At 53.4% G+C, this 25,763-nt stretch carries 22 protein-coding genes, 3 tRNA genes and 3 rRNA genes; 18 read left to right on the top strand and 10 right to left on the bottom strand.

All coding sequences use genetic code 11. From position 1 onward, the window contains the following. The first annotated feature begins 8 nt into the window (after positions 1 to 8). From accA to tilS, 4 genes are all read left to right on the top strand, one after another. On the top strand, positions 9 to 968 hold the full coding sequence (gene accA / locus AM410_RS02790) for an acetyl-CoA carboxylase carboxyl transferase subunit alpha (RefSeq protein ID WP_014168716.1): 960 nt from the start codon (positions 9 to 11) through the stop codon (positions 966 to 968). A 100-nt stretch (positions 969 to 1,068) separates the two neighbouring features. Further along, positions 1,069 to 3,201 carry a lysine decarboxylase LdcC gene (locus tag AM410_RS02785; protein WP_014168717.1) on the top strand — a complete coding sequence of 711 codons (2,133 nt, stop codon included), beginning with the start codon at positions 1,069 to 1,071 and terminating at the stop codon, positions 3,199 to 3,201. Positions 3,202 to 3,266: 65 nt separating this feature from the next. Further along, positions 3,267 to 3,656: a VOC family protein gene (locus AM410_RS02780; protein WP_014168718.1), complete on the top strand. Its 390-nt coding sequence runs from the start codon at positions 3,267 to 3,269 to the stop codon at positions 3,654 to 3,656. A gap of 57 nt (positions 3,657 to 3,713) precedes the next feature. Continuing rightward, positions 3,714 to 5,000, top strand: a complete 1,287-nt coding sequence (gene tilS, locus AM410_RS02775; RefSeq protein ID WP_108647484.1) for a tRNA lysidine(34) synthetase TilS — start codon at positions 3,714 to 3,716, stop codon at positions 4,998 to 5,000. Between the two features lie 28 nt (positions 5,001 to 5,028). On the opposite strand, the gene rof is transcribed toward tilS, so the two are convergent. Both rof and AM410_RS02765 read right to left on the bottom strand, forming a co-directional pair. After that, complete coding sequence (rof, locus tag AM410_RS02770) at positions 5,029 to 5,289, bottom strand: Rho-binding antiterminator (protein WP_014168720.1); 261 nt, start codon at positions 5,287 to 5,289, stop codon at positions 5,029 to 5,031. Beyond that, entirely contained in the window at positions 5,276 to 5,476 is a 201-nt protein-coding gene (locus AM410_RS02765) for a YaeP family protein (RefSeq protein WP_014168721.1), read from the bottom strand. Before AM410_RS02765 ends, rof begins: the two co-directional genes overlap by 14 nt. Before the next feature lie 196 nt (positions 5,477 to 5,672). Between AM410_RS02765 and AM410_RS02760 the strand changes: the two genes are divergently transcribed. Genes AM410_RS02760 through nlpE form a run of 3 tightly spaced genes read left to right on the top strand, consistent with a single transcriptional unit; the run spans position 5,673 to position 7,369 of the window. Then, positions 5,673 to 6,218, top strand: a complete 546-nt coding sequence (locus tag AM410_RS02760; protein WP_108647483.1) for a YaeQ family protein — start codon at positions 5,673 to 5,675, stop codon at positions 6,216 to 6,218. Further along, the gene (gene arfB, locus AM410_RS02755) at positions 6,215 to 6,637 is read left to right on the top strand and encodes an alternative ribosome rescue aminoacyl-tRNA hydrolase ArfB (RefSeq protein WP_020882624.1); all 423 of its coding nucleotides are present in this window, start codon (positions 6,215 to 6,217) and stop codon (positions 6,635 to 6,637) included. Before AM410_RS02760 ends, arfB begins: the two co-directional genes overlap by 4 nt. Before the next feature lie 33 nt (positions 6,638 to 6,670). Next, entirely contained in the window at positions 6,671 to 7,369 is a 699-nt protein-coding gene (gene nlpE / locus AM410_RS02750) for an envelope stress response activation lipoprotein NlpE (protein WP_108647481.1), read from the top strand. 53 nt (positions 7,370 to 7,422) lie between these two features. Here nlpE and proS read toward each other — a convergent pair whose 3' ends face one another. From proS to metN, 6 genes are all read right to left on the bottom strand, one after another. After that, on the bottom strand, positions 7,423 to 9,141 hold the full coding sequence (gene proS / locus AM410_RS02745) for a proline--tRNA ligase (RefSeq protein ID WP_014168725.1): 1,719 nt from the start codon (positions 9,139 to 9,141) through the stop codon (positions 7,423 to 7,425). Positions 9,142 to 9,253: 112 nt separating this feature from the next. Further along, positions 9,254 to 9,958, bottom strand: coding sequence for a tRNA (N6-threonylcarbamoyladenosine(37)-N6)-methyltransferase TrmO (tsaA, locus tag AM410_RS02740; RefSeq protein ID WP_041162435.1), 705 nt, complete (start codon positions 9,956 to 9,958; stop codon positions 9,254 to 9,256). Next, on the bottom strand, positions 9,955 to 10,359 hold the full coding sequence (gene rcsF, locus AM410_RS02735) for an Rcs stress response system protein RcsF (RefSeq protein WP_014168727.1): 405 nt from the start codon (positions 10,357 to 10,359) through the stop codon (positions 9,955 to 9,957). Before rcsF ends, tsaA begins: the two co-directional genes overlap by 4 nt. Positions 10,360 to 10,465: 106 nt before the next feature. After that, entirely contained in the window at positions 10,466 to 11,281 is an 816-nt protein-coding gene (metQ, locus tag AM410_RS02730) for a methionine ABC transporter substrate-binding lipoprotein MetQ (RefSeq protein WP_014168729.1), read from the bottom strand. 40 nt (positions 11,282 to 11,321) lie between these two features. Continuing rightward, positions 11,322 to 11,975, bottom strand: coding sequence for a methionine ABC transporter permease MetI (locus AM410_RS02725; RefSeq protein WP_014168730.1), 654 nt, complete (start codon positions 11,973 to 11,975; stop codon positions 11,322 to 11,324). Beyond that, positions 11,968 to 12,999, bottom strand: coding sequence for a methionine ABC transporter ATP-binding protein MetN (gene metN / locus AM410_RS02720; protein ID WP_014168731.1), 1,032 nt, complete (start codon positions 12,997 to 12,999; stop codon positions 11,968 to 11,970). Before metN ends, AM410_RS02725 begins: the two co-directional genes overlap by 8 nt. Before the next feature lie 188 nt (positions 13,000 to 13,187). On the opposite strand from metN, the gene gmhB reads away from it, so the two are divergent. From gmhB to dkgB, 8 genes are all read left to right on the top strand, one after another. Next, on the top strand, positions 13,188 to 13,754 hold the full coding sequence (gene gmhB / locus AM410_RS02715; protein WP_014168732.1) for a D-glycero-beta-D-manno-heptose 1,7-bisphosphate 7-phosphatase: 567 nt from the start codon (positions 13,188 to 13,190) through the stop codon (positions 13,752 to 13,754). Between the two features lie 370 nt (positions 13,755 to 14,124). After that, a 16S ribosomal RNA gene (locus tag AM410_RS02710) occupies positions 14,125 to 15,664 on the top strand. 70 nt (positions 15,665 to 15,734) lie between these two features. Beyond that, positions 15,735 to 15,811, top strand: a tRNA-Ile gene (locus AM410_RS02705). A 38-nt stretch (positions 15,812 to 15,849) separates the two neighbouring features. Continuing rightward, positions 15,850 to 15,925 (top strand) — tRNA-Ala (locus tag AM410_RS02700). A gap of 180 nt (positions 15,926 to 16,105) precedes the next feature. Beyond that, positions 16,106 to 19,012: ribosomal RNA gene (locus AM410_RS02695) — 23S ribosomal RNA — on the top strand. A 64-nt stretch (positions 19,013 to 19,076) separates the two neighbouring features. Continuing rightward, positions 19,077 to 19,192 (top strand): 5S ribosomal RNA (gene rrf / locus AM410_RS02690). Together the 16S, 23S and 5S rRNA genes with 3 tRNA genes alongside form the textbook arrangement of a ribosomal RNA operon. A 55-nt stretch (positions 19,193 to 19,247) precedes the next feature. Next, a tRNA-Asp gene (locus AM410_RS02685) sits at positions 19,248 to 19,324 on the top strand. A gap of 162 nt (positions 19,325 to 19,486) precedes the next feature. Beyond that, positions 19,487 to 20,290 (top strand): 2,5-didehydrogluconate reductase DkgB, encoded by an 804-nt coding sequence (gene dkgB / locus AM410_RS02680; RefSeq protein ID WP_073395954.1) that lies wholly within the window; start codon positions 19,487 to 19,489, stop codon positions 20,288 to 20,290. A gap of 31 nt (positions 20,291 to 20,321) precedes the next feature. On the opposite strand, the gene yafC is transcribed toward dkgB, so the two are convergent. After that, on the bottom strand, positions 20,322 to 21,227 hold the full coding sequence (yafC, locus tag AM410_RS02675; RefSeq protein ID WP_073395546.1) for a DNA-binding transcriptional regulator YafC: 906 nt from the start codon (positions 21,225 to 21,227) through the stop codon (positions 20,322 to 20,324). Positions 21,228 to 21,331: 104 nt separating this feature from the next. On the opposite strand from yafC, the gene AM410_RS02670 reads away from it, so the two are divergent. The 3 genes from AM410_RS02670 to AM410_RS02660 all read left to right on the top strand — a co-directional run bounded on the left by AM410_RS02670 (position 21,332) and on the right by AM410_RS02660 (position 24,292). Then, positions 21,332 to 22,507, top strand: a complete 1,176-nt coding sequence (locus AM410_RS02670; RefSeq protein WP_073395548.1) for an MFS transporter — start codon at positions 21,332 to 21,334, stop codon at positions 22,505 to 22,507. Positions 22,508 to 22,643: 136 nt separating this feature from the next. After that, positions 22,644 to 23,444 (top strand): endonuclease/exonuclease/phosphatase family protein, encoded by an 801-nt coding sequence (locus AM410_RS02665; RefSeq protein WP_025205128.1) that lies wholly within the window; start codon positions 22,644 to 22,646, stop codon positions 23,442 to 23,444. A gap of 74 nt (positions 23,445 to 23,518) precedes the next feature. Continuing rightward, positions 23,519 to 24,292 carry a class I SAM-dependent methyltransferase gene (locus AM410_RS02660; protein WP_047955072.1) on the top strand — a complete coding sequence of 258 codons (774 nt, stop codon included), beginning with the start codon at positions 23,519 to 23,521 and terminating at the stop codon, positions 24,290 to 24,292. 52 nt (positions 24,293 to 24,344) lie between these two features. Here the strand turns inward: AM410_RS02660 and mltD are convergent, their stop codons facing one another. Further along, positions 24,345 to 25,709 (bottom strand): murein transglycosylase D, encoded by a 1,365-nt coding sequence (gene mltD / locus AM410_RS02655; protein ID WP_047744235.1) that lies wholly within the window; start codon positions 25,707 to 25,709, stop codon positions 24,345 to 24,347. Positions 25,710 to 25,763 lie beyond the last annotated feature (54 nt).

The raw sequence follows: 25,763 nt of genomic DNA, 5'->3' as shown, positions 1-25,763 counted from the left end.
GGAATACTATGAGTCTGAATTTCCTTGATTTCGAACAGCCGATTGCTGAGCTGGAAGCGAAAATCGATTCTCTGACAGCGGTAAGCCGTCAGGATGAAAAACTGGATATTAACATCGATGAAGAAGTGCATCGTCTGCGTGAGAAAAGCGTAGAACTGACGCGCAAAATCTTTGCCGATCTCGGCGCATGGCAGATCGCCCAGCTGGCGCGTCATCCACAGCGTCCGTACACCCTGGATTATGTCCGCCTGGCGTTTGACGAATTTGACGAACTGGCAGGCGATCGCGCTTACGCTGACGACAAAGCTATCGTCGGCGGCATCGCACGTCTGGACGGGCGCCCGGTGATGATCATTGGTCATCAGAAAGGCCGTGAAACCAAAGAGAAAATTCGTCGTAACTTTGGTATGCCGGCACCAGAAGGCTACCGTAAAGCCCTGCGTCTGATGGAGATGGCTGAGCGTTTCAAGATGCCAATCATCACCTTCATCGACACCCCGGGTGCGTATCCTGGCGTGGGCGCGGAAGAGCGTGGCCAGTCAGAAGCCATCGCGCGTAACCTTCGCGAGATGTCTCGCCTGAAGGTGCCGGTCATCTGTACCGTGATCGGTGAAGGGGGTTCCGGTGGTGCGCTGGCGATTGGCGTGGGCGATAAAGTGAATATGCTGCAGTACAGCACCTATTCCGTTATCTCACCGGAAGGTTGTGCCTCTATTCTGTGGAAGAGCGCCGATAAAGCGCCTCTGGCTGCAGAAGCGATGGGCATCATTGCCCCACGTCTGAAAGAGCTGAAGCTGATCGACTCCGTGATCCCTGAACCTCTGGGTGGCGCGCATCGTAAGCCGGAAGTGATGGCGGCTTCCCTGAAAGCGCAGCTGCTGGCAGACCTGGCGGACCTGGATGTCCTGAGCACAGAAGATCTGCTCAACCGTCGTTACCAGCGTCTGATGACCTACGGTTACGCGTAAGCTTCACAATTATCCTAAAAGCCGCACATTGTTGCGGCTTTTTTTATGCCTGCCGTTTACCTTAACTATGCTTAGCTAATGTTTTTCAAGGAGGTAAACCGTGAACATCATCGCCATTATGGGGCCGCACGGCGTCTTTTATAAAGACGAGCCCATTAAGGAGCTGGAGCACGCCCTTCAGTCCCGCGGGTACCAGCTGATTTGGCCGCACAATAGCGCCGACCTGCTGAAATTTATCGAGCACAACCCTCGCATCTGTGGCGTGATCTTCGACTGGGACGAGTACGACATGGAGTTGTGCAGCGATATCAATAAGCTGAACGAATATCTCCCGCTGTACGCTTTTATTAATACCCACTCGACAATGGACGTGAGCGCTCATGATATGCGAATGGCGCTGTGGTTCTTTGAATACTCACTCGGTGTCGCGGAAGATATTGCGACCCGTATTCAGCAGTACACCGGTGAATATCTCGATAACATCACGCCACCGTTTACCCGTGCGCTGTTCACTTACGTCAAAGAAGGCAAATACACCTTCTGCACGCCAGGCCATATGGCAGGGACGGCCTATCAAAAAAGCCCGGTGGGTTGTTTGTTCTATGATTTCTTCGGGGGCAACACGCTTAAAGCGGACGTGTCGATTTCCGTCACTGAACTCGGATCGCTGCTCGATCACACCGGACCGCACCTGGAAGCTGAAGAATACATTGCCCGGACTTTTGGTGCCGAGCAGAGTTATATGGTGACCAACGGCACCTCGACATCAAACAAAATCGTCGGAATGTACGCCGCACCCGCCGGCAGCACCTTGCTGATTGACCGTAACTGCCACAAGTCGCTGGCTCATCTGTTGATGATGAGCGATGTCGTGCCGTTATGGCTCTCCCCGACGCGAAACGCGCTTGGGATCCTCGGCGGGATCCCGCGTCGTGAATTTAGCCACGCCGCGATTGAACATAAGGTCGCGGCGATCCCGGGGGCAAGCTGGCCGATCCATGCGGTCATCACTAACTCCACCTATGACGGTCTGCTCTATAACACCAACTGGATTAAGCAGACGCTGGATGTGCCGTCGATCCACTTTGACTCCGCGTGGGTGCCATACACCAACTTTCACCCGATTTACGCGGGAAAAAGCGGCATGAGCGGTGAGCGCGTGCCGGGCAAAGTGTTTTTCGAAACGCAGTCGACGCACAAAATGCTGGCCGCGTTTTCTCAGGCCTCGCTTATTCACATCAAAGGCGAGTACGACGAAGAGACGTTTAACGAAGCCTTTATGATGCACACCACCACCTCGCCAAGCTATCCGCTGGTGGCCTCTATTGAAACGGCGGCGGCAATGCTGCGCGGGAATCCGGGCAAGCGTCTGATCAATCGGTCTGTAGAGCGGGCGCTGCATTTCCGTAAAGAAGTTCAGCGGCTTAAAGATGAAGCGGACGGCTGGTTCTTCGATATCTGGCAACCCGAAGAGATTGATGAGGCCGAATGCTGGCCTGTCTCACCCGGCGAGAGCTGGCACGGTTTTCGCGATGCCGACGCCGACCATATGTTCCTCGACCCGGTGAAGGTGACGATCCTGACGCCGGGGATGGACGAACAGGGCACGATGAGTGACGAAGGTATTCCTGCTGCTCTGGTGGCAAAATTCCTTGATGAACGAGGCGTAGTGGTGGAGAAAACCGGCCCGTATAACCTCTTGTTCCTGTTCAGTATTGGGATTGATAAAACCCGTGCGATGGGCTTATTGCGCGGACTGATGGAGTTTAAGCGCGCTTACGATCTCAACCTGCGGGTGAAAAATATGCTGCCGGATCTTTATGCTGAAGATCCTGACTTCTACCGCAATATGCGCATTCAGGATCTGGCTCAGGGGATCCATCGGCTGATCCGTCAGCACGATCTGCCGCGCCTGATGCTGCAGGCGTTTGACGTGCTACCGGAGATGAAGTTGACCCCACACAAGGCCTGGCAACGTCAGGTGAAAGGGGAGGTTGAAACCGTTGAGCTGGAAAATCTGGTCGGGCGCGTGTCGGCTAACATGATCCTGCCTTATCCGCCGGGCGTACCGTTGTTGATGCCGGGGGAGATGATCACCGAAGAGAGCCGGGCGGTACTCGATTTTCTGCTGATGCTCTGCTCAGTGGGTCGCCACTATCCGGGCTTTGAGACTGATATTCACGGGGCGAAGCGCGATGAGCAAGGGGTTTACTGGGTGCGAGTCCTAAAATAAGGGCGACAGCTTGCCAGGCCCGGGTTGTCGGTTGTAACGTTCAGGCATCATAAAAAGGAGAAGCTATGCTGGGTTTAAAACAGGTTCACCATATTGCGATCATTGCCACCGATTACGCAAAAAGTAAGGCCTTCTACTGCGATATTCTGGGCTTTACGTTGTTAAGCGAGGCTTACCGTGAGGAGCGTGACTCCTGGAAAGGCGATCTCGCTTTAAACGGGCAATATGTGATTGAGCTGTTCTCTTTTCCTTTTCCGCCAGCACGTCCGTCCCGCCCGGAAGCCTGCGGCCTGCGCCACCTTGCCTTTAGCGTCGACGACATTGATCGCGCCGTAAAACATCTGGAGACCCACGGCGTGAAGTGCGAAGCGATTCGTATCGACCCGTTCACCGACAAGCGTTTTACCTTTTTCAACGATCCGGATGGCCTTCCGCTGGAGCTTTACCAGCAGTAATTTCCACCCTGTGTGATAATGCCCGCTCAGTTCGGGCATTTTTATGTGTGATTTTCTATGACCCTACCCGCGATTGCTCAAGCCGTTTCACCGTACCGCCAGCTGTTGGTGGGGTTTAGCGGTGGCCTGGATTCCACCGTTTTGCTCCACCGTCTCAAACTCTGGCGTGACAACGAGCCTGATATTCAGCTTCGGGCGATGCACATTCATCACGGGTTAAGCCCGCACGCGGATGCGTGGGTGGCACACTGCGAGGCGGTGTGTGCAGCATGGGCGATCCCGCTGACTGTTGAACGTGTACATCTCCATGATGAGGGGCTGGGCATTGAGGCGCAGGCGCGTAAAGCACGCTATGCCGCTTTTGCCGCTGAATTACAGCCTGACGAAGCGCTGGTCACGGCGCAGCATCTCGATGACCAGTGCGAGACGTTATTACTGGCCCTCAAACGAGGAAGCGGCCCGGCGGGGCTATCCGCGATGCCAGAACGGGCTGATTTCGCCGGATCGCACCTCCTTCGCCCACTGCTTGGCGAGACGCGAGCCTCGCTGGAAACGTGGGCACGGGAACACGGGCTGAGCTGGATTGAAGATGAAAGCAACCAGGATGACCGCTATGACCGTAACTTCCTGCGTCTGCGTGTCGTACCGCTTCTGAGCGAGCGCTGGCCGCACTTTGCAGAAGCGGCAGCACGCAGCGCCATGCTGTGCGCTGAACAGGAGAGTCTGCTGGATGAGTTGCTGAGCGAAGTGCTGGCGGAACTGATTACCGCGCAGGGATCGCTTACCATCGCACCGCTGGAAGCGATGAGCCCGGCGCGTCGGGCCGCATTGTTACGACGCTGGCTGGCCTCTCACGGTGCCGCTATGCCGTCGCGGGCAATGCTGGCTCGTCTCTGGGATGAAGTCGCCCTGGCACGGGAAGATGCTACGCCGTGTGTGCACCTGAACGGTTTCGACGTCAGACGCTATAAAGGGGCGCTCTGGTGGGTTAAATCATCCCCCTCGCTCGCCGACAGGGTGCTCGACTGGCCGTCGCTTGCGGAACCGCTGCTGTTGCCCTGTGATGCCGGGCGTGTGTCTCTGGTGCCAACCGGCCATGTGCGTCTGCCTGAACCCGGGGAGCCGGTCACCGTGCGCTTTAAGGCGGGCGGACTGCTGCATATTGTCGGGCGCAACGGAGGGCGGAAGCTGAAGAAAATCTGGCAGGAGAGCAATGTGCCGCCCTGGCGACGCGATACCACGCCGCTACTTTTCTACGGTGAAACGCTGATTGCAGCAGCAGGGGGATTCATTACGCAAGAGGGGTGGGCAGACACGGGCGTGCAGTTTGAGTGGAAAGCGTAACGGGCAGCCGGGCTGCCCGTTAGTGTCATCAGGATTCGCTCACCACAACGGTGCCGATTTGCGGGTGGCTGAAGCTGGCAATTTTGTCCAGACGTAGCTCACGCGTCGCCCCGGCATCTTCCACTATCAGATATTCCACATTCTTTCGCGAAACCAGGTCGCTGGCTTTTGCCTTCAACACTTCGCCATCTTTTAGCTCCAGCGTCAGTATTAAATGATGCTGGCAGGCGAGTTCGAGGTTGTCATAGTCATCACAATTGATGGGTTGATAAGTTTCATTCATTGACATAATCGCTCACCAGTAAATTCGCCGCAGCATACGCTGCTTTTTCCCTGACCGATTCTGAAAGGCCCTCATCAGAGGCCACTTCATTAAGCACTTTCAATACACAGCCCAACGCGTCCGGGACATACCCCAGATCTCCGCTGGCGATTTCCGCATACCGTTTGCGAATTAACTCACAATAATTATTCACATCCCCTCCCGCCAGCGCACTGACTTACTGTGAGATATCATTAAGCCTACGAAGATAAACTCGGTTTAGCAAGGTGACTATACCATACTCATTTAAGCAATATCAGCGCCTTGATAGCCGGTGAATGTTCACCCGGGAACAGCCTTTTTATTCCTTTTTCGCTACAATGTGCGCCTGATTCGAAAGGAGTTCTCTCATGGCGCTGAAAGCGACAATTTATAAAGCTGTGGTCAATGTGGCAGATCTTGACCGCAACCAGTTCCTGGATGCGTCACTCACTCTGGCACGCCACCCTTCTGAAACCCTGGAGCGCATGATGCTGCGCCTGCTGGCGTGGATAAAGTATGCTGACGAGCGTCTGCAATTTAGCCGTGGCTTAAGCGCTGAGGACGAGCCAGAGGCCTGGCTGCACAACGATCATCTGGGTATCGATTTATGGATTGAACTCGGTCTGCCGGATGAGCGCCGCATTAAAAAGGCCTGCACGCAGTCCGCTAACGTGGCGTTATTCGCGTATAATCAACGTGCTGCGGAAATCTGGTGGCAGCAAAGCAAGAGCAAGTGCGGGCAGTTTGCCAATCTTACCGTCTGGTATCTGGACGATGAGCAGCTGGCGAAGCTGAGCGAGTTTGCCAGCCGGACGATGGTCCTGCAGGCCACAATTCAGGACGGTGCTATCTGGCTTTCTGATTCTCAGAATAATCTGGAAATTCATTTGACGGCGTGGCAGCCAGCGCCATGATTGTCTTGTCCCGAAACGTTAGTATCCCTGACAATGAGCTGGAGATCACCGCCATCCGTGCTCAGGGGGCGGGTGGACAGCACGTTAACAAGGCTTCAACGGCTATCCATTTGCGCTTTGACATTCGGGCCTCCAGCCTGCCAGAGTATTACAAAGAAAGCCTGCTCGCTGCCAGCCATCATCTGATCACCAGTGATGGCGTGATTGTGATTAAAGCGCAGGAGTACCGCAGCCAGGAGTTGAACCGCGAAGCGGCGATTGCCAGACTGGTGTCGATGATTAAAGAATTAACGGCAGTGCAAAAAAGCCGTCGGGCAACGCGACCGACCCGCGCATCGAAAGAGCGTCGGCTATCGTCGAAGGCCCAAAAATCCACAGTGAAAGCACTACGCGGTAAAGTTCGTCGCCCTACGGAGTGACGAAAAGGAACACAATTTCATAAGGAATTCATTGTGAAAAAAGCATTATTGTCAGCGCTGGCAGTGAGTACGCTGTTTGCGCTTTTCGGGTGTAACAACCGTTCTGAAACGCAGGTCGTGCAGCCTGCGCAGAATGAAGAGTTAAAACCAATGCAGCAGAGCTGGCGCGGCGTTTTACCGTGTGCCGACTGCGAGGGCATTGAAACGTCACTGTTCCTGCAGAAAGATGGTACCTGGGTTATGAACCAGCGTTATCAGGGCGCGAAAGAACCATCTTCCTTTGCGAGCTACGGGACATGGGCGCGTACGGCTGAGAAGCTGGTACTGACGGATACCACCGGTGAGAAAACCTATTTCCGCGCCAAAGGTGAAGGGATGGAGATGCTCGACCGCGAAGGCAATCCGATTGAGTCCCAATTCAACTATACGCTGGCCCCGGTGAAAGCGGCCCTGCCTGCAACGCCAATGCCAATGCGTGGGATGTATTTCTATATGGCGGATGCGGCGATCTTTACCGACTGCGCCACCGGCAAGAAAACCAGCGTGGCGAACAATGCGCAGCTGGAGCGTGATTACGCTGTTGCGCGTGGCAATGACAGCAAGCCTGTCCTGCTGACGGTAGATGGTCACTTTACGCTGGAGCCGAACCCGGATAGCGGAGAGCTGGTGAAAACGCTGGTGGCAGATAAAGACGCGAAGTTTGTTGCGGGCAAAGACTGTAACAGCAAATAAGCCGATATCGACCCATTAAAAAACCCCGCCTGAGCGGGGTTTTTTGTTGAACGTTAACCTTTGATGGCTTTCACCAGGTAATCAAGAATGTCGCCAGTCTTGATCATCTGCTTTTCACCACTGCGACGGTATTTGTATTCAATGTCGTCGCTGTCGAGGTTACGGTCGCCGATGACTACGGTGTGCGGGATACCGATCAGTTCCATATCGGCAAACATCACGCCTGGACGCTCTTTACGGTCATCCATCAGCACTTCGATACCCTGAGCGCGCAGCTCGGAGTAAAGTTTTTCGGCCAACTCCTGCACGCGGTAAGACTTGTGCATGTTCATTGGCAGAATAGCCACCTGGAACGGGGCGATATTGTCTGGCCAGACGATGCCACGTTCGTCGTAGTTCTGTTCAATGGCGGCTGCAACCACACGCGTCACACCGATACCGTAGCAACCCATGGTCAGGATCTGGTTGCGGCCATCTTCCCCCTGAACGGCGGCATTCAGTGCGCGGGAATATTTATCCCCCAGTTGGAAGATGTGGCCCACTTCGATACCGCGTTTGATCATCAGGGTGCCCTGACCGTCCGGGCTCGGATCGCCTGCCACCACGTTACGGATATCAGCCACTTCCGGTGTCGCGACATCGCGATCCCAGTTGATACCGAAGTAATGTTTACCGTCGATGTTAGCGCCAGCGGCGAAGTCGCTCATTGCGGCTACCGTACGGTCAATAACCACCGGAACCGGCATATTCACCGGGCCCAGAGAGCCAGGACCTGCGTTCACGACGGCACGGATTTCCGCTTCCGTTGCGAACGTCAGCGGGCTGGCAACCTGAGGCAGCTTCTCAGCTTTCACTTCGTTCAGTTCGTGATCGCCACGCACCAGCAGGGCAACCAGCGGGTACGCGCTACCTTCGGTGGATTTCACCAGCAGGGTTTTTACCGTTTTTTCGACGGGCAGGTTGAACTGCTCAACCAGCTCGGCAATGGTTTTTGCGTGAGGTGTATCAACCAGCGTCATCTCTTCGGTTGCAGCAGCACGTGGCGCTTTAGGGGCCAGCGCTTCTGCAAACTCGATGTTCGCGGCGTAATCAGAAGAGTCAGAGAAGATCACATCGTCTTCGCCGCTCTGAGCCAGAACCTGGAACTCATGAGACGCGCTTCCGCCGATAGAACCGGTATCAGCCTGCACAGCACGGAAATCCAGACCCATACGGGAGAAGATTTTGCTGTAAGCCTCGTACATTTTGTCGTAGGTCTCTTGCAGCGATTCCTGAGACGTATGGAAAGAGTAAGCATCTTTCATCAGGAATTCGCGTGAGCGCATGACGCCGAAACGTGGGCGAACTTCATCACGGAACTTGGTCTGGATCTGGAAGAAGTTTAGCGGCAGCTGTTTGTAAGAGCTCAGCTCATTACGAATCAGGTCGGTAATGACTTCTTCATGCGTTGGGCCGAGGACGAATGGACGCTCGCCACGATCAACGAAACGCAGCAGCTCAGGGCCATATTGCTCCCAACGGCCGCTCTCCTGCCACAGGTCAGCGGGCTGAACCACAGGCATGGACACCTCGATAGCACCGGCGTTGTTCATCTCTTCACGCACGATGTTTTCGACTTTTTTCAGGACGCGCACGCCGGTCGGCAGCCAGGTATATAACCCGGAGGCCAGCTTGCGGATCATCCCGGCGCGCAGCATCAGCTGATGGCTGATCACTTCGGCGTCGGCAGGCGTCTCCTTCAGAGTGGAGAGCAGATATTGGCTAGTACGCATGTTGTTACGGTTCCATTTCGACGATTGGAACAGGCTGAAACACCAGCCTGAGACAAAAAAAGTGGTTTAGTTTACCAGTGTGGCAAAGATGCCAAAAGAGAGGAGGACAAAATTACCTGGGTTCAAGGGCAAACACTTCAAAACCTGCCCCGGTCACGCGCCAGCGAACGTTAAAATCCAGCAGCCAGACGGCGTAGGTTTTCCCGGCGTCCTCTTCTTTACGATAGGCCGGACGGGGGTCCTGAGCCAGCACTTCGGTGATAAAGTCACGAAGGCGGGGATAGCGTGTTTCCAGCTGCTGAAGCTGCGTGGTTATCTCAGCCGTGAAGTGAACAGGCATATCTGCCTGCGGTGCTTCCTGTGCATAGCTTGCGCGGGCGTCGGGTAACGCTTCGGCAAAGGGGAGATACGGCTTGATATCGATAACCGGCGTGCCATCAACCAGGTCAAGGCTGCCTAACTCCAGTATGACCTGATCCTTCTGACAGCGTATACCTTTCAGTTCGACCAGCGACATCCCGACAGGGTTTGGACGGAAGGTTGAGCGCGTCGCAAACACGCCCATCCTGGCGTTGCCTCCCAGGCGAGGAGGGCGTACGGTCGGACGCCAGCCACCTTCCATCGTCTGGTGAAACACAAACACAACCCATAAGTGGCTGAATGCTTCGAGCCCGCGTACGGCATCGGCCTGATTGTAGGGCGCGATCAAGTGAAGCTCGCCACCGCTGGTGACCAGACCTGGCTGGCGTGGCACGGCGAACTTCTCTTTATAGGGAGAGCGAATAACGCCTATCTGTTCGAACTGAAATGAACTCATTTCGCCGTAATGTTCAGCGCCGAGCCGATGCAAACCGCCTGACGGTAGCAACCCGGTGTTCCACTGGTCACTTCGCAGCTATGCAGCAGAACCGCGTTGGCTTTCATTTTTGCCGCGTTGATCTGCATGCGTTTACGCGCTGTTGGGATATTCGGTGGAGAGTCCTGATTGGTAGCCTGACAGGATTCGCCGCTTACTTCACCCAGTTCACGGAAAGGTTTACCCACGAGTTCGTCAGCTTTGGTAATAATGCGAACCGGCGCAGGGCGAGGCGCTTTCGGTTTTACGGGTTCTGCTTTTGGCGGGGTTGCCGTGCTTTGGACAGGTTCAACAGGAGATCTGCTTAGCATAGAACAGCCGCTCAGCATGAGTGCTAAAAGACAGATCGGTAAAGCACGCATAATAATTCCTCAATGGATAATCAAAACGTCAGATATTGAATCAGTTGACTGCACAAATGACAAGACGGGCATAAGCCCGTCTTGATGATATTACACTGAGGTGAGATTACCAGCCCTTAACAGCGCCGCCGTTAAACACTTTGTTGGCTTCCTGGTAAACTTCGTCAGACTGATAAGCCTGTACGAACTTCTTCACGTTTTCCGCATCTTTGTTGTCTTCGCGAGTCACGATCAGGTTTACATACGGGGAGTCTTTGTCTTCAACGAAGATACCGTCTTTCGCTGGCGTCAGGCCAATCTGGCTGGCGTACGTGGTGTTGATAACGGCCAGGGCAATCTGCGCGTCGTCGAGAGAACGTGGCAGCTGTGGGGCTTCCAGCTCAACAATTTTCAGATTTTTCGGATTCTCGGTGACATCCAGAACGGTTGGCAGCAGGCCAACACCGTCTTTCAGCTTAATCAGGCCCACTTTCTGCAGCAGCAGCAGGGAACGGCCAAGGTTGGTTGGGTCGTTAGGGACGGCAACCTGAGAGCCTGGCTGTAGTTCGTCCAGAGATTTAATTTTCTTGGAGTAACCGGCAATAGGGTAAACAAAGGTGTTACCCACACCCACCAGTTTATAGCCGCGGTCCTTGATCTGCTGATCCAGGTAAGGTTTGTGCTGGAAGGCGTTGGCGTCGATATCGCCTTTGCTCAGCGCTTCGTTCGGCAGAACGTAATCGTTAAAGGTCACCAGCTCAACGTCCAGACCATACTTCTCTTTCGCGACTTTCTGCGCGACTTCAGCAACCTGCTGTTCTGCACCCACGATAACGCCCACTTTGATGTGGTTTGGATCTTTTTCGTCCTGACCGCAACCCACCAGTGCCAGAGAGCCGATCAGCGCGCCTACCGCTGCAAAGGTCTTTAATTTAAACGCCATGTTATATCCTTAACTCGTCGAGTTTGTGTTGTGTGTAACGTTATTTGTGAGTAACAGTCCGGACGATGCGATCGCCAGAGAACTGGATTAAGTAAACCAGCACAACCAGCAATACCAGAACGGTATTCATTACGGTAGCGTTATAACCAATATAGCCGTACTGGTAGCCAATCTGGCCTAAACCGCCGGCGCCAACGGCACCGCCCATCGCGGAATAACCCACCAGAGTAATCAACGTAATGGTTGCCGCGTTAACCAGCCCGGGCAGCGCTTCAGGCAGCAGGACTTTACGCACGATCTGCATTGGCGTTGCCCCCATCGCGCGGGAAGCCTCGATCAAACCGGTCGGGATTTCCAGCAGGGCGTTTTCCACCATACGGGCGATAAACGGCGCAGCTCCCACGGTCAGCGGAACGATGGCTGCCTGCAAACCGATAGACGTTCCCACGATCACACGGGTAAATGGAATCATCCACACCAGCAGAATAATGAACGGGATAGAACGGAAGATATTCACCAGTGCAGACAGGGTGCGATACAGCTTCGCATTCTCAATGATTTGTCCCGGGCGCGTCACATACAGCAGCACGCCGACCGGCAGACCAATCACAAAACCAAAGAAGCCTGATACAAAGGTCATTGCCAGCGTTTCCCAAACGCCGCGAACCAGCAGCCACATCATCGGCTCAGACATAACCCAGTACCTCTACTTTTACGTGATGTTCTTGCAGCCAGGCAATGGCCGCCTGGGTTTCTGCTTGTGTGCCGTGCATTTCCGTCAGCATGATGCCGAACTTCACGCCACCGGCGTAATCCATTTGCGCGCTGATGATGTTGTTATTCACATTAAAGCGGCGCGCGGTTTCGGACAGCAGTGGCGCATCGACGGACTGGCCAGTGAACTCCATACGCAGCATCGGGACGCTGTCCGCGGTCGATTCTGTTTTTAAACGCTCCAGATAATCTTCCGGAATATCCAGGTGCAGCGTGGACTGAATAAACTGTTGTGCCAGTGGGGTTTTCGGATGGGAAAACACTTCGCTGACCGTGTCTTGCTCAATCAACTCACCGTTGCTGATTACCGCGACGCAATCACAGATGCGTTTCACCACGTCCATTTCATGTGTAATAAGGAGAATGGTCAGGCCGAGGCGACGGTTGATGTCCTTCAGCAGCTCCAGAATGGAACGCGTAGTGGCGGGATCTAATGCGCTGGTGGCTTCATCGCACAGCAGCACTTTCGGGTTGCTTGCCAGCGCGCGGGCAATGGCCACACGCTGCTTTTGTCCGCCGGACAGGTTTGCCGGGTAGCTATCGTGTTTATCACCCAGACCGACGAGATCCAGCAGTTCGGTTACGCGACGCTTAACTTCTTCTTTTGGCGTGTTGTCCAGTTCCAGCGGTAAGGCAACGTTGCCAAACACCGTACGGGAGGCCAGCAGGTTAAAGTGCTGGAAGATCATGCCAATCTGGCGGCGTGCTTTCGTCAGTTCTTTCTCTGAAAGGGCGGTCAGTTCCTGCCCGCCAACTTCTACACGACCCTGGGTTGGGCGCTCAAGCAGGTTAACACAACGGATCAGCGTACTTTTACCTGCACCCGATGCGCCAATGACGCCATAAATTTGACCAGCAGGAACATGCAGGCTGACATTGTTCAGCGCCTGAATGGTTCGGTTCCCCTGCTGGAACACTTTGGTGATATTGGAAAGTTTAATCATTAGATTATTTTTATCGTATGTAAGTTAGCCGTGGCATTTTCTTCTGCCAGATACGGGTGATGACCGTAAACAAAACGGATGTTAAGGCATCCAGACGTCTAAATCAATCCAACTCTGTACGATGAGCACTTTATTGCGCTGCGATTCATGAGATACTAGCTGTACATGCCTTTTTCAGGAGCAAACCGGTGGCAAAATCAGTACCCGCAATTTTTCTCGATCGTGATGGCACTATTAATGTGGATCACGGTTATGTCCACGAAATTGATGAGTTCGAGTTTATCGAGGGCGTTATCGATGCCATGCGCCAGCTGAAAGAGATGGGCTATGCGCTGGTCGTCGTGACCAACCAGTCCGGTATCGCACGTGGAAAATTCACCGAGGCGCAATTCGAGACGCTGACGGAATGGATGGACTGGTCGCTGGCTGACCGCGGTGTCGAACTTGATGGCATTTACTATTGCCCGCACCACCCGCAGGGAACTGTAGAAGAGTTTCGCCAGACGTGTGATTGCCGCAAGCCGCATCCGGGAATGTTTATCTCTGCGCAGGAATTCCTGCATATCGATATGGCTGCTTCTTATATGGTGGGCGATAAACTGGAAGATATGCAGGCAGCAACCGCCGCAGGTGTGGGGACTAAAATACTTGTGCGCACCGGCAAACCTGTGACCCCTGAAGCAGAGAGTGCCGCGGATTGGGTGATTAATAGCCTGGCAGAGCTGCCAAAAGAGATTAAAAAGCACCAAAAATAGCCTTTTTGGTGAAAAGGTGAGCGGTCGAAATAAAAATGCATATTTCCGCTTGTCATTCCTCGGCGGCACCCTATAATGCGCCTCCATCGACACGGCGGATGTGAATCACTTCACAGTTAACCCGGTCGGTTGAAGAGAAAAAATCCTGAACTTCAGGGTTGACTCTGAAAGAGGAAAGCGTAATATACGCCACCTCGCGACGGTGAGCTGTAAGCCGCGTCGCAACTGCTCTTTAACAATTTATCAGACAATCTGTGTGGGCACTCAAAGTGACATGGATTCTTAACGTCCTCGGACGAAAAATGAATACCAAGTCTCTGAGTGAACATACGTAATTCATTACGAAGTTTAATTCACGAGCATCAAACTTAAATTGAAGAGTTTGATCATGGCTCAGATTGAACGCTGGCGGCAGGCCTAACACATGCAAGTCGAACGGTAGCACAGAGAGCTTGCTCTCGGGTGACGAGTGGCGGACGGGTGAGTAATGTCTGGGAAACTGCCTGATGGAGGGGGATAACTACTGGAAACGGTAGCTAATACCGCATAACGTCGCAAGACCAAAGAGGGGGACCTTCGGGCCTCTTGCCATCAGATGTGCCCAGATGGGATTAGCTAGTAGGTGGGGTAACGGCTCACCTAGGCGACGATCCCTAGCTGGTCTGAGAGGATGACCAGCCACACTGGAACTGAGACACGGTCCAGACTCCTACGGGAGGCAGCAGTGGGGAATATTGCACAATGGGCGCAAGCCTGATGCAGCCATGCCGCGTGTATGAAGAAGGCCTTCGGGTTGTAAAGTACTTTCAGCGGGGAGGAAGGTGTTGTGGTTAATAACCGCAGCAATTGACGTTACCCGCAGAAGAAGCACCGGCTAACTCCGTGCCAGCAGCCGCGGTAATACGGAGGGTGCAAGCGTTAATCGGAATTACTGGGCGTAAAGCGCACGCAGGCGGTCTGTCAAGTCGGATGTGAAATCCCCGGGCTCAACCTGGGAACTGCATTCGAAACTGGCAGGCTAGAGTCTTGTAGAGGGGGGTAGAATTCCAGGTGTAGCGGTGAAATGCGTAGAGATCTGGAGGAATACCGGTGGCGAAGGCGGCCCCCTGGACAAAGACTGACGCTCAGGTGCGAAAGCGTGGGGAGCAAACAGGATTAGATACCCTGGTAGTCCACGCCGTAAACGATGTCGACTTGGAGGTTGTGCCCTTGAGGCGTGGCTTCCGGAGCTAACGCGTTAAGTCGACCGCCTGGGGAGTACGGCCGCAAGGTTAAAACTCAAATGAATTGACGGGGGCCCGCACAAGCGGTGGAGCATGTGGTTTAATTCGATGCAACGCGAAGAACCTTACCTACTCTTGACATCCAGAGAACTTAGCAGAGATGCTTTGGTGCCTTCGGGAACTCTGAGACAGGTGCTGCATGGCTGTCGTCAGCTCGTGTTGTGAAATGTTGGGTTAAGTCCCGCAACGAGCGCAACCCTTATCCTTTGTTGCCAGCGGTCCGGCCGGGAACTCAAAGGAGACTGCCAGTGATAAACTGGAGGAAGGTGGGGATGACGTCAAGTCATCATGGCCCTTACGAGTAGGGCTACACACGTGCTACAATGGCGCATACAAAGAGAAGCGAACTCGCGAGAGCAAGCGGACCTCATAAAGTGCGTCGTAGTCCGGATTGGAGTCTGCAACTCGACTCCATGAAGTCGGAATCGCTAGTAATCGTAGATCAGAATGCTACGGTGAATACGTTCCCGGGCCTTGTACACACCGCCCGTCACACCATGGGAGTGGGTTGCAAAAGAAGTAGGTAGCTTAACCTTCGGGAGGGCGCTTACCACTTTGTGATTCATGACTGGGGTGAAGTCGTAACAAGGTAACCGTAGGGGAACCTGCGGTTGGATCACCTCCTTACCTTAAAGAACCTGCCTTTGTAGTGCTCACACAGATTGTCTGATGAAAAACAGCAGTAAAAAACCTCTACAGGCTTGTAGCTCAGGTGGTTAGAGCGCACCCCTGATAAGGGTGAGGTCGGTGGTTCAAGTCCACTCAGGCCTACCAAATCTGTCATGCAGATTTGAAGAGGTTGGTCATACGATGGGGCTATAGCTCAGCTGGGAGAGCGCCTGCTTTGCACGCAGGAGGTCTGCGGTTCGATCCCGCATAGCTCCACCATCTTTTACTGCGAAAACAAGAAAACTTCAGAGTGAACCTGAAAAGGTGCACTGCGAAGTTTTGCTCTTTAAAAATCTGGATCAAGCTGAAAATTGAAACGACACACATGTTATGTGTGTTCGAGTCTCTCAAATTTTCGCAAACCGGTGGTGAATCGAAAGAAACATCTTCGGGTTGTGAGGTTAAGCGACTAAGCGTACACGGTGGATGCCCTGGCAGTCAGAGGCGATGAAGGACGTGCTAATCTGCGAAAAGCGCCGGCGAGGTGATATGAACCTTTGACCCGGCGATGTCCGAATGGGGAAACCCAGTGTGTTCCGACACACTATCGTTAACTGAATACATAGGTTAACGAGGCGAACCGGGGGAACTGAAACATCTAAGTACCCCGAGGAAAAGAAATCAACCGAGATTCCCCCAGTAGCGGCGAGCGAACGGGGAGCAGCCCAGAGTCTGAATCAGCTTGTGTGTTAGTGGAAGCGTCTGGAAAGTCGCACGGTACAGGGTGACAGTCCCGTACACGAAAGCACACAGGCTGTGAACTCGAAGAGTAGGGCGGGACACGTGGTATCCTGTCTGAATATGGGGGGACCATCCTCCAAGGCTAAATACTCCTGACTGACCGATAGTGAACCAGTACCGTGAGGGAAAGGCGAAAAGAACCCCGGCGAGGGGAGTGAAAAAGAACCTGAAACCGTGTACGTACAAGCAGTGGGAGCCTCTTTTATGGGGTGACTGCGTACCTTTTGTATAATGGGTCAGCGACTTATATTCTGTAGCAAGGTTAACCGTATAGGGGAGCCGAAGGGAAACCGAGTCTTAACTGGGCGTTAAGTTGCAGGGTATAGACCCGAAACCCGGTGATCTAGCCATGGGCAGGTTGAAGGTTGGGTAACACTAACTGGAGGACCGAACCGACTAATGTTGAAAAATTAGCGGATGACTTGTGGCTGGGGGTGAAAGGCCAATCAAACCGGGAGATAGCTGGTTCTCCCCGAAAGCTATTTAGGTAGCGCCTCGTGAACTCATCTTCGGGGGTAGAGCACTGTTTCGGCTAGGGGGCCATCCCGGCTTACCAACCCGATGCAAACTACGAATACCGAAGAATGTTATCACGGGAGACACACGGCGGGTGCTAACGTCCGTCGTGAAGAGGGAAACAACCCAGACCGCCAGCTAAGGTCCCAAAGTCATGGTTAAGTGGGAAACGATGTGGGAAGGCACAGACAGCCAGGATGTTGGCTTAGAAGCAGCCATCATTTAAAGAAAGCGTAATAGCTCACTGGTCGAGTCGGCCTGCGCGGAAGATGTAACGGGGCTAAACCATGCACCGAAGCTGCGGCAGCGACGCTTATGCGTTGTTGGGTAGGGGAGCGTTCTGTAAGCCGTTGAAGGTGTCCTGTGAGGGGTGCTGGAGGTATCAGAAGTGCGAATGCTGACATAAGTAACGATAAAGCGGGTGAAAAGCCCGCTCGCCGGAAGACCAAGGGTTCCTGTCCAACGTTAATCGGGGCAGGGTGAGTCGACCCCTAAGGCGAGGCCGAAAGGCGTAGTCGATGGGAAACAGGTTAATATTCCTGTACTTGGTGTTACTGCGAAGGGGGGACGGAGAAGGCTATGTTAGCCGGGCGACGGTTGTCCCGGTTTAAGCATGTAGGCGGAGGTTCCAGGTAAATCCGGTACCTTATTAACGCTGAGGTGTGATGACGAGGCACTACGGTGCTGAAGTAACAAATGCCCTGCTTCCAGGAAAAGCCTCTAAGCATCAGGTAACATCAAATCGTACCCCAAACCGACACAGGTGGTCAGGTAGAGAATACCAAGGCGCTTGAGAGAACTCGGGTGAAGGAACTAGGCAAAATGGTGCCGTAACTTCGGGAGAAGGCACGCTGATATGTAGGTGAAGCCCCTGCGGGTGGAGCTGAAATCAGTCGAAGATACCAGCTGGCTGCAACTGTTTATTAAAAACACAGCACTGTGCAAACACGAAAGTGGACGTATACGGTGTGACGCCTGCCCGGTGCCGGAAGGTTAATTGATGGGGTTAGCGGCAACGCGAAGCTCTTGATCGAAGCCCCGGTAAACGGCGGCCGTAACTATAACGGTCCTAAGGTAGCGAAATTCCTTGTCGGGTAAGTTCCGACCTGCACGAATGGCGTAATGATGGCCAGGCTGTCTCCACCCGAGACTCAGTGAAATTGAACTCGCTGTGAAGATGCAGTGTACCCGCGGCAAGACGGAAAGACCCCGTGAACCTTTACTATAGCTTGACACTGAACACTGGTCCTTGATGTGTAGGATAGGTGGGAGGCTTTGAAGCGTGGACGCCAGTCTGCGTGGAGCCAACCTTGAAATACCACCCTTTAATGGCTGGTGTTCTAACGTAGACCCGTAATCCGGGTTGCGGACAGTGTCTGGTGGGTAGTTTGACTGGGGCGGTCTCCTCCCAAAGAGTAACGGAGGAGCACGAAGGTTAGCTAATCCTGGTCGGACATCAGGAGGTTAGTGCAATGGCATAAGCTAGCTTGACTGCGAGAGTGACGGCTCGAGCAGGTGCGAAAGCAGGTCATAGTGATCCGGTGGTTCTGAATGGAAGGGCCATCGCTCAACGGATAAAAGGTACTCCGGGGATAACAGGCTGATACCGCCCAAGAGTTCATATCGACGGCGGTGTTTGGCACCTCGATGTCGGCTCATCACATCCTGGGGCTGAAGTAGGTCCCAAGGGTATGGCTGTTCGCCATTTAAAGTGGTACGCGAGCTGGGTTTAGAACGTCGTGAGACAGTTCGGTCCCTATCTGCCGTGGGCGCTGGAGAATTGAGGGGGGCTGCTCCTAGTACGAGAGGACCGGAGTGGACGCATCACTGGTGTTCGGGTTGTCATGCCAATGGCACTGCCCGGTAGCTAAATGCGGAAGAGATAAGTGCTGAAAGCATCTAAGCACGAAACTTGCCCCGAGATGAGTTCTCCCTGAGACTTTAAGTCTCCTGAAGGAACGTTGAAGACTACGACGTTGATAGGTCGGGTGTGTAAGCGCAGCGATGCGTTGAGCTAACCGATACTAATGAACCGTGAGGCTTAACCTTACAACGCCGAAGATGTTTTGGCGATGAGAGACGATTTTCAGCTGATACAGATTAACAGAATTTGCCTGGCGGCTTTAGCGCGGTGGTCCCACCTGACCCCATGCCGAACTCAGAAGTGAAACGCCGTAGCGCCGATGGTAGTGTGGGGTCTCCCCATGTGAGAGTAGGGAACTGCCAGGCATCAAATTACGTAGTAAGCCGGTGCATAAATCCGGTGGTTACAGCAGTCTTCGGTGGAGCGGTAGTTCAGTCGGTTAGAATACCTGCCTGTCACGCAGGGGGTCGCGGGTTCGAGTCCCGTCCGTTCCGCCACTTATTAAAAGCCCTGAGTTAACGCTCAGGGCTTTTTTCATATCTGTCGTATCATTATTGCCAAATCAGCAAAAATCCTCTGCGTTAAACGCTCTTTTTATGCATAACGGCAGCAGCGATAATCCTCCTCAGTTAACAATCATTATGAATAACGAGGATTACATGACTATCCCTGCACTGGGTCTGGGCACTTTCCGCCTGAAAGACGACGTTGTTATCGCATCCGTTAAAACTGCACTTGAACTCGGCTATCGCGCAATTGATACGGCGCAGATTTATGATAACGAAGCTGCCGTTGGTCAGGCTATCGAAGAGAGCGGCGTAGCGCGCAGCGAGCTTTTCATCACCACCAAAATCTGGATTGAAAACCTCAGCAAAGACAAATTGATCCCCAGCCTGAAAGAGAGCCTGGAAAAACTGCGTACCGACTATGTGGATCTGACGTTGATCCACTGGCCATCACCGAACGATGCTGTGTCAGTCGAGGAGTTCATGCAGGCATTGCTTGAAGCGAAAGAGCAGGGCTTAACGCGTGAAATAGGTATTTCTAATTTCACCATCCCGCTGATGGAAAAAGCCATTGCCGCCGTGGGGGCAGAAAACATTGCAACCAATCAGATTGAACTCTCTCCCTACCTGCAAAACCGCAAAGTAGTGGACTGGGCAAAACAGCACGGCATCCACATTACCTCATATATGACCCTGGCCTACGGTAAGGCACTGAAAGATGACGTGATTAATCGTATCGCAGAAAAACATAGCGCAACGGCTGCACAGGTGATTCTGGCATGGGCGATGGGTGAAGGTTACGCCGTGATCCCCTCTTCAACCCGACGTGAAAACCTGGCCAGCAACCTGTTAGCGAAGGATCTCCAGCTGGACGACGAAGACAAAAAAGCGATCGCTGCCCTGGAATGCAACGATCGTCTGGTCAGCCCTGAAGGTCTGGCACCTGACTGGGATTAATATTGACCCTTTCCTCTGTAGCCTGAAACCCTCACACAGCTCCCACGGGAGCTGTTTTTATATGTTCGCTCAGGAAATCGATAAAGGCGCGTATGCGCGTACTTACCGCTCTGTCACTGTAATAAACTGCACTAAAAGGCATCTCCACAGGCAGACGTTTATCTGCCATCAGCTCTACAAGCTCACCGCGTGCAATTTCTTTATCAATCATATAGTCCGACAAACAGGCGATCCCATTCCCTTCGAGGCAAAGCTGCTTCAGCGTTTCTCCACTGTTGGACGATAACCCACTGGTGATTTCATGCAGTTGACCATCATGACAGGCCACAGGCCAGGTGTTCAGGGATACGGGCTCCGTGAAGCCCAGGCACAGGTGCTGATTCAGCTCTTCAACCGTCTCTGGTTTGCCATGCTCTGCGATGTATTGCGGTGACGCGACTATCTTGCGGTAGCTGGCAAAAAGAGGGCGGGCCCGCAAGCTCGAGTCGGTCAGGGTGCCGGCCCGGATCGCCACATCCACTTTTCGCTCAATGAGATTGATAAACGTCTCTGAGGAAACTAACGAGAGCGTCATCTCCGGATAGCGTTCGCGGAAAGGCTTGATCAGCGGCATCAGAAAATGAAGAACAACCGGTGTTGCCGCATCAATGCGCAGCAATCCGCGCGGCGTACTACGGGTTTCCATAATCTCTGTTTCTGCCGCCGCCATCTCCTGCAGGACGGACTGCACACGGCGGAAATAACGCTCGCCTTCCTCCGTCAGGCTTAGCTGACGCGTCGTTCGGTTGAGAAGACTGACGCCGAGCTTCATCTCCAGTTTTTTCACCGAGCGGCTGATGGCTGAATTAGCCTGCCCCAACTGCTCGGCCGCACGGCTAAAACTGCCGCTTTCGACGACGGCGACAAAAATTGTCAGCTCTTCCGACGTTGCTTTCATTGTTGCACCACCTGCAAAATTCTATTGATATTTTGACCATTTTTGTTATTTAAGCACTGGCGCATACTGCCTGTCATCTTAATCCTGATGATATGGAGTTATTTATGCCACTGGCGCTACTTGCCCTGACGATCAGTGCCTTTGCAATTGGCACGACCGAATTTGTTATCGTAGGACTGGTGCCTACGATAGCTAACCAGCTTTCAATCTCGCTGCCCTCTGCCGGCCTGTTGGTTTCTATCTATGCGCTCGGGGTCGCCATCGGCGCCCCCGTACTGACCGCGTTGACGGGACGTTTCCCGCGTAAGCCGCTGTTGGTTGCGCTGATGGTGTTATTCACCGCTGGCAATATTCTGGCCTGGCAGGCGCCGGACTACACCACGCTGGTGATTGCCCGGCTGCTGACCGGTCTCGCTCACGGTGTGTTCTTCTCTATTGGTTCAACTATTGCAACCAGCCTGGTACCAAAAGAGAAAGCAGCATCCGCCATCGCGATTATGTTCGGTGGTCTGACTGTCGCTCTTGTCACCGGTGTACCGTTAGGAACGTTTATCGGACAGCACTTTGGCTGGCGCGAAACCTTCCTTGCCGTCTCTTTACTGGGGGTAATTGCCCTGGTTGCCAGCCTGCTATTGGTACCGTCGACAATTGCAGGACGTGCGAGTGCCAGCCTGAGCGATCAGCTCAAGGTACTCACGCATACGCGTTTGCTGATCATCTACGCCGTCACAGCGCTCGGCTATGGGGGTGTATTCACGGCTTTCACCTTCCTGGCTCCGATGATGCAGGACCTGGCAGGCTTCTCACCCAGTGCAGTGAGCTGGATTTTGCTGGGGTATGGTATCTCCGTCGCCATCGGTAATATCTGGGGTGGGAAGCTTGCGGACAAACATGGTGCAGTGCCAGCCCTGAAGTTTATCTTCGCAGCACTGGTTGTTCTGCTGATGATTTTCCAGTTCACGGCATCGATGCAATACGCCGCACTGATAACGGTACTGGTGATGGGGATCTTCGCTTTTGGTAATGTGCCAGGCCTGCAGGTTTACGTGGTACAAAAAGCCGAACTTTATACACCCAACGCGGTAGATGTCGCATCGGGCCTGAATATTGCCGCGTTCAATATTGGGATTGCGCTGGGTTCCATCATTGGTGGGCAAACCGTTGAACATTTCGGATTAACCCAAACGCCATGGATTGGTGCGGTGATTGTTCTGGTCGCTTTCCTGCTCATTAGCCTGAGTGGGCGCCTTGATAAACCCGCTCGTGTAGTGCTGGGATAACATCAGTAAGTGCTTGCTTACAAAACTGGAAAGCGGTTTATCTGAAATTGCGTTGAAAGTGTAACCTAAAGTCCCTATAACATTAGAACCAGTCCGTTTTCCGGGCTGGTTCATGTTACAGAGGCCGTTTCCAAAAGTGCGAAAAAATACCTATGCCATGCGTTATGTTGCCGGAATGCCCGCGGAGAGGATCTTGCCTCCGGGGTCGTTTGCGAGCATAAGTCAGGCATTACCTGCCGGGACACCCTTAAGCAGCGATGAAAAAATCCGGGTGCTGGTGTGGAACATCTTTAAACAACAGCGCGCTGAGTGGTTATCGGTACTCAAGAATTTTGGGAAAGACGCCCATCTGGTGCTGTTGCAGGAGGCGCAAACCACCCCCGAGCTGGTAAGGTTTGCTACGACTCACTACCTTGCTGCTGACCAGGTTCCCGCGTTTGTCTTGCCGCAACATCCTTCTGGCGTGATGACCCTCTCTTCGGCTCATCCGGTCTATTGCTGCCCGCTGCGCGAGCGCGAGCCGATTCTGCGTCTGGCGAAATCGGCGCTGGTAACGGTCTACCCGCTGCCGGACACGCGCATGCTGATGGTTGTGAATATCCACGCGGTCAACTTCAGCCTGGGCGTGGATGTGTATAGTAAGCAGTTACTTCCGATCGGTGACCAGATCGCCCATCACAGCGGGCCCATCATTATGGCCGGGGATTTTAATGCCTGGAGCCGTCCGCGCATGAATGCGCTGTATCGCTTTGCACGCGAAATGTCGCTGCGTGAAGTTCGTTTTAGCGATGACCAGCGCAAGAAAGCGTTTGGCCGTCCTCTCGATTTTGTCTTCTATCGTGGTCTGAACGTTCACGACGCCTCTGTTCTGGTGACGCGTGCCTCCGATCACAATCCTCTACTCGTTGAATTCAGTCCCGGCAAACCTGATAAATAATGGTATGTCAGGTCTGCCGTGGGGCAGGCCATTCGGGTGCTGCCCTTTATTTTTAACAACAAAAGGACAGTACGATGACAACAACACACTCCCATCATGACAACGTAGAAAAACAGTTTGGCTCCCAGGCAAATGCTTATCTGAGCAGTGCCGTGCACGCGTCTGGCCGTGATCTGGTCCGTCTCGGTGAACGCCTGGCGGCAGTGCCGCACGCGCACGTCCTGGACTTAGGCTGTGGTGCCGGGCATGCCAGCTTCACGGCAGCACAACAGGTGGCGCAGGTCACGGCCTATGATTTATCCAGTCAGATGCTGGAGGTGGTTGCAGAGGCCGCAAAAGCCAAAGGGCTGAACAACATCACGACGCGTCAGGGCTATGCCGAATCCTTACCCTTTGAAGATGCCTCATTTGAAGTTGTTATCAGCCGTTATTCTGCCCATCACTGGCATGATGTCGGCCAGGCATTACGTGAAGTTAAACGCGTTCTGAAGCCGGGCGGGGTCTTTATCATTATGGATGTGATGTCGCCGGGACATCCGGTGCGTAATATCTGGCTGCAGACGGTTGAAGCGCTGCGCGACACCTCGCATGTGCAAAACTACTCCAGCGGGGAGTGGTTAGCGCTGATTACTGAAGCGGGGCTGATCACACGTGCATTGATAACGGACCGCTTGCCGCTGGAGTTCAGCTCGTGGATTGCCCGTATGCGCACGCCGGAAGCGTTAAGCCAGGCCATTCGGTTGTATCAGGATAGTGCGTCAGCGGAAGTGAAGGCGTACTTTGAATTGCAGGATGATGGATCATTTACCAGCGATACCATCATGGCTGAAGCGCAAAAAGCAGCGTAAAGAAAAAAGGCACCGAGGGGAATCGGTGCCTTTTTATCGTTAGGTCGTGTCATCAGGAGTCTGGCGTGGCGCTGTTTTTCACAAACAACGTTAGCTGGTCGCCTGGTTTCAGATTGTCAGTATCATTGTTCCAGCGCATCACATCCTTGATATTTACGCCGTGTCGTTTTGCGATACTGGACAGTGAATCACCTTTACGCACACGATAGGTAATGCTATCGCTGTTGCTGGCGAGACGCTGTGCACTGTTACCTGCACCCACCGTCAGAGTCTGACCCACTTTCAGGCCTGAGCTGCGCAGATTATTCCACTGCTGCAAGTCGTTTGCCGTCACGCCAAGACGTGAGGCAATGCCCGAAAGCGTATCACCTGACCGAACCTTATAGCTGCGGCTGTTCACGGATGATGCATCCGCGATCAGTGTTGACTGAACAGCGGCAATTTCACCCGATGCTAAAGACTCACGTAACTGCTCAGCATGTTTCTGCGGAACCATTACATACTGCGGACCACTGGCCCCCAGCGTTGAGCCTTTAACGCCAGCATTAAAGGTTTTCAGTTTACTTACCGACATACCCGTCATATCAGCAACCTGTTGAATATCAACCGGATTGCTGAGGCGAACGCGCGCCAGTGCACGACTTTCGTCTGGTGTTGGCAGTTGTACACCGTAACGCTTGCTGTTCTTGAGAATATCGCTCAATGCCAGCATTTTCGGTACGTAAATCTTCGTTTCCTGTGGCAGTGAGAGCGACCAAAAATCGGTGGATTTACCCCGTGCTTTATTCGCTTTCATTGCCTTCAGTACACGACCTTCGCCACTGTTATACGCTGCGACCGTTAACAGCCAGTCGCCGTCGAACATCTTATTAAGACGTTCCATCATGTCGAGAGCGGCTGTCGTTGAAGCGACAACATCACGACGCGCATCATAGTTGCGGGTCTGTTTCAAACCATAGTTTCGCCCGGTGCTCGGAATGATCTGCCAAATGCCTGCGGCATTGGCGCCAGACGTCGCGTGTGGGTCAAAAGCGCTCTCCACTATGGGTAGGAGTACCAGCTCCATCGGCATGTTACGTTTCTTAACTTGCCCGGCTATCCAGTACATATACGGCTCTGCCCGTAAAGTTACATCGTGGAGATAGCTCTTATTTCTTAAATACTTTTGCTTCTGTTCGCGAATCCGGTTGTTTTCCGGAATTCCCATCTTTAGCTCGTCGCCAATAGAGGTCCACAAGTCTTCATCCTGTGCGAAAGACGTCCCATCGTCCATCCATCGCGCTGAACTTGTAAACTTCCCTGCTTCCCCTTGACCAGCTGCAGAAAGGCTCTGTGCGTGCTGTTGTACGTTGCTGCCGTTCTGCGACTGGCAACCTACAAGCAGGACAGAGGCGAGAAATATCGCTTTTGCCTTCATGTGTGTGTCAATAGTTGCTTAAAAGACGAGCGATGATAACGGCGAAATTTTGAA

This window comes from Enterobacter cloacae complex sp. FDA-CDC-AR_0164 (genome assembly GCF_003071645.1).
GTDB lineage: Bacteria > Pseudomonadota > Gammaproteobacteria > Enterobacterales > Enterobacteriaceae > Enterobacter > Enterobacter ludwigii.
The sequence above is the reverse complement of the archived record's forward strand: the minus strand, read 5'-3'. Positions and strand labels throughout refer to the sequence as shown.

What these genes read in the sequence shown, in the direction of transcription:
- tilS (WP_108647484.1), top strand. Translation starts at nt 3,714, where the DNA reads ATGACCCTACCCGCGATTGCTCAAGCCGTTTCACCGTACCGCCAGCTG.
- AM410_RS02760 (WP_108647483.1), top strand. Translation starts at nt 5,673, where the DNA reads ATGGCGCTGAAAGCGACAATTTATAAAGCTGTGGTCAATGTGGCAGAT.
- AM410_RS02660 (WP_047955072.1), top strand. Translation starts at nt 23,519, where the DNA reads ATGACAACAACACACTCCCATCATGACAACGTAGAAAAACAGTTTGGC.
- mltD (WP_047744235.1), bottom strand. Translation starts at nt 25,709, where the DNA reads ATGAAGGCAAAAGCGATATTTCTCGCCTCTGTCCTGCTTGTAGGTTGC.
- rcsF (WP_014168727.1), bottom strand. Translation starts at nt 10,359, where the DNA reads ATGCGTGCTTTACCGATCTGTCTTTTAGCACTCATGCTGAGCGGCTGT.
- metN (WP_014168731.1), bottom strand. Translation starts at nt 12,999, where the DNA reads ATGATTAAACTTTCCAATATCACCAAAGTGTTCCAGCAGGGGAACCGA.
- AM410_RS02670 (WP_073395548.1), top strand. Translation starts at nt 21,332, where the DNA reads ATGCCACTGGCGCTACTTGCCCTGACGATCAGTGCCTTTGCAATTGGC.
- arfB (WP_020882624.1), top strand. Translation starts at nt 6,215, where the DNA reads ATGATTGTCTTGTCCCGAAACGTTAGTATCCCTGACAATGAGCTGGAG.
- metQ (WP_014168729.1), bottom strand. Translation starts at nt 11,281, where the DNA reads ATGGCGTTTAAATTAAAGACCTTTGCAGCGGTAGGCGCGCTGATCGGC.
- proS (WP_014168725.1), bottom strand. Translation starts at nt 9,141, where the DNA reads ATGCGTACTAGCCAATATCTGCTCTCCACTCTGAAGGAGACGCCTGCC.
- yafC (WP_073395546.1), bottom strand. Translation starts at nt 21,227, where the DNA reads ATGAAAGCAACGTCGGAAGAGCTGACAATTTTTGTCGCCGTCGTCGAA.
- accA (WP_014168716.1), top strand. Translation starts at nt 9, where the DNA reads ATGAGTCTGAATTTCCTTGATTTCGAACAGCCGATTGCTGAGCTGGAA.
- AM410_RS02725 (WP_014168730.1), bottom strand. Translation starts at nt 11,975, where the DNA reads ATGTCTGAGCCGATGATGTGGCTGCTGGTTCGCGGCGTTTGGGAAACG.
- rof (WP_014168720.1), bottom strand. Translation starts at nt 5,289, where the DNA reads ATGTCAATGAATGAAACTTATCAACCCATCAATTGTGATGACTATGAC.
- tsaA (WP_041162435.1), bottom strand. Translation starts at nt 9,958, where the DNA reads ATGAGTTCATTTCAGTTCGAACAGATAGGCGTTATTCGCTCTCCCTAT.
- AM410_RS02780 (WP_014168718.1), top strand. Translation starts at nt 3,267, where the DNA reads ATGCTGGGTTTAAAACAGGTTCACCATATTGCGATCATTGCCACCGAT.
- dkgB (WP_073395954.1), top strand. Translation starts at nt 19,487, where the DNA reads ATGACTATCCCTGCACTGGGTCTGGGCACTTTCCGCCTGAAAGACGAC.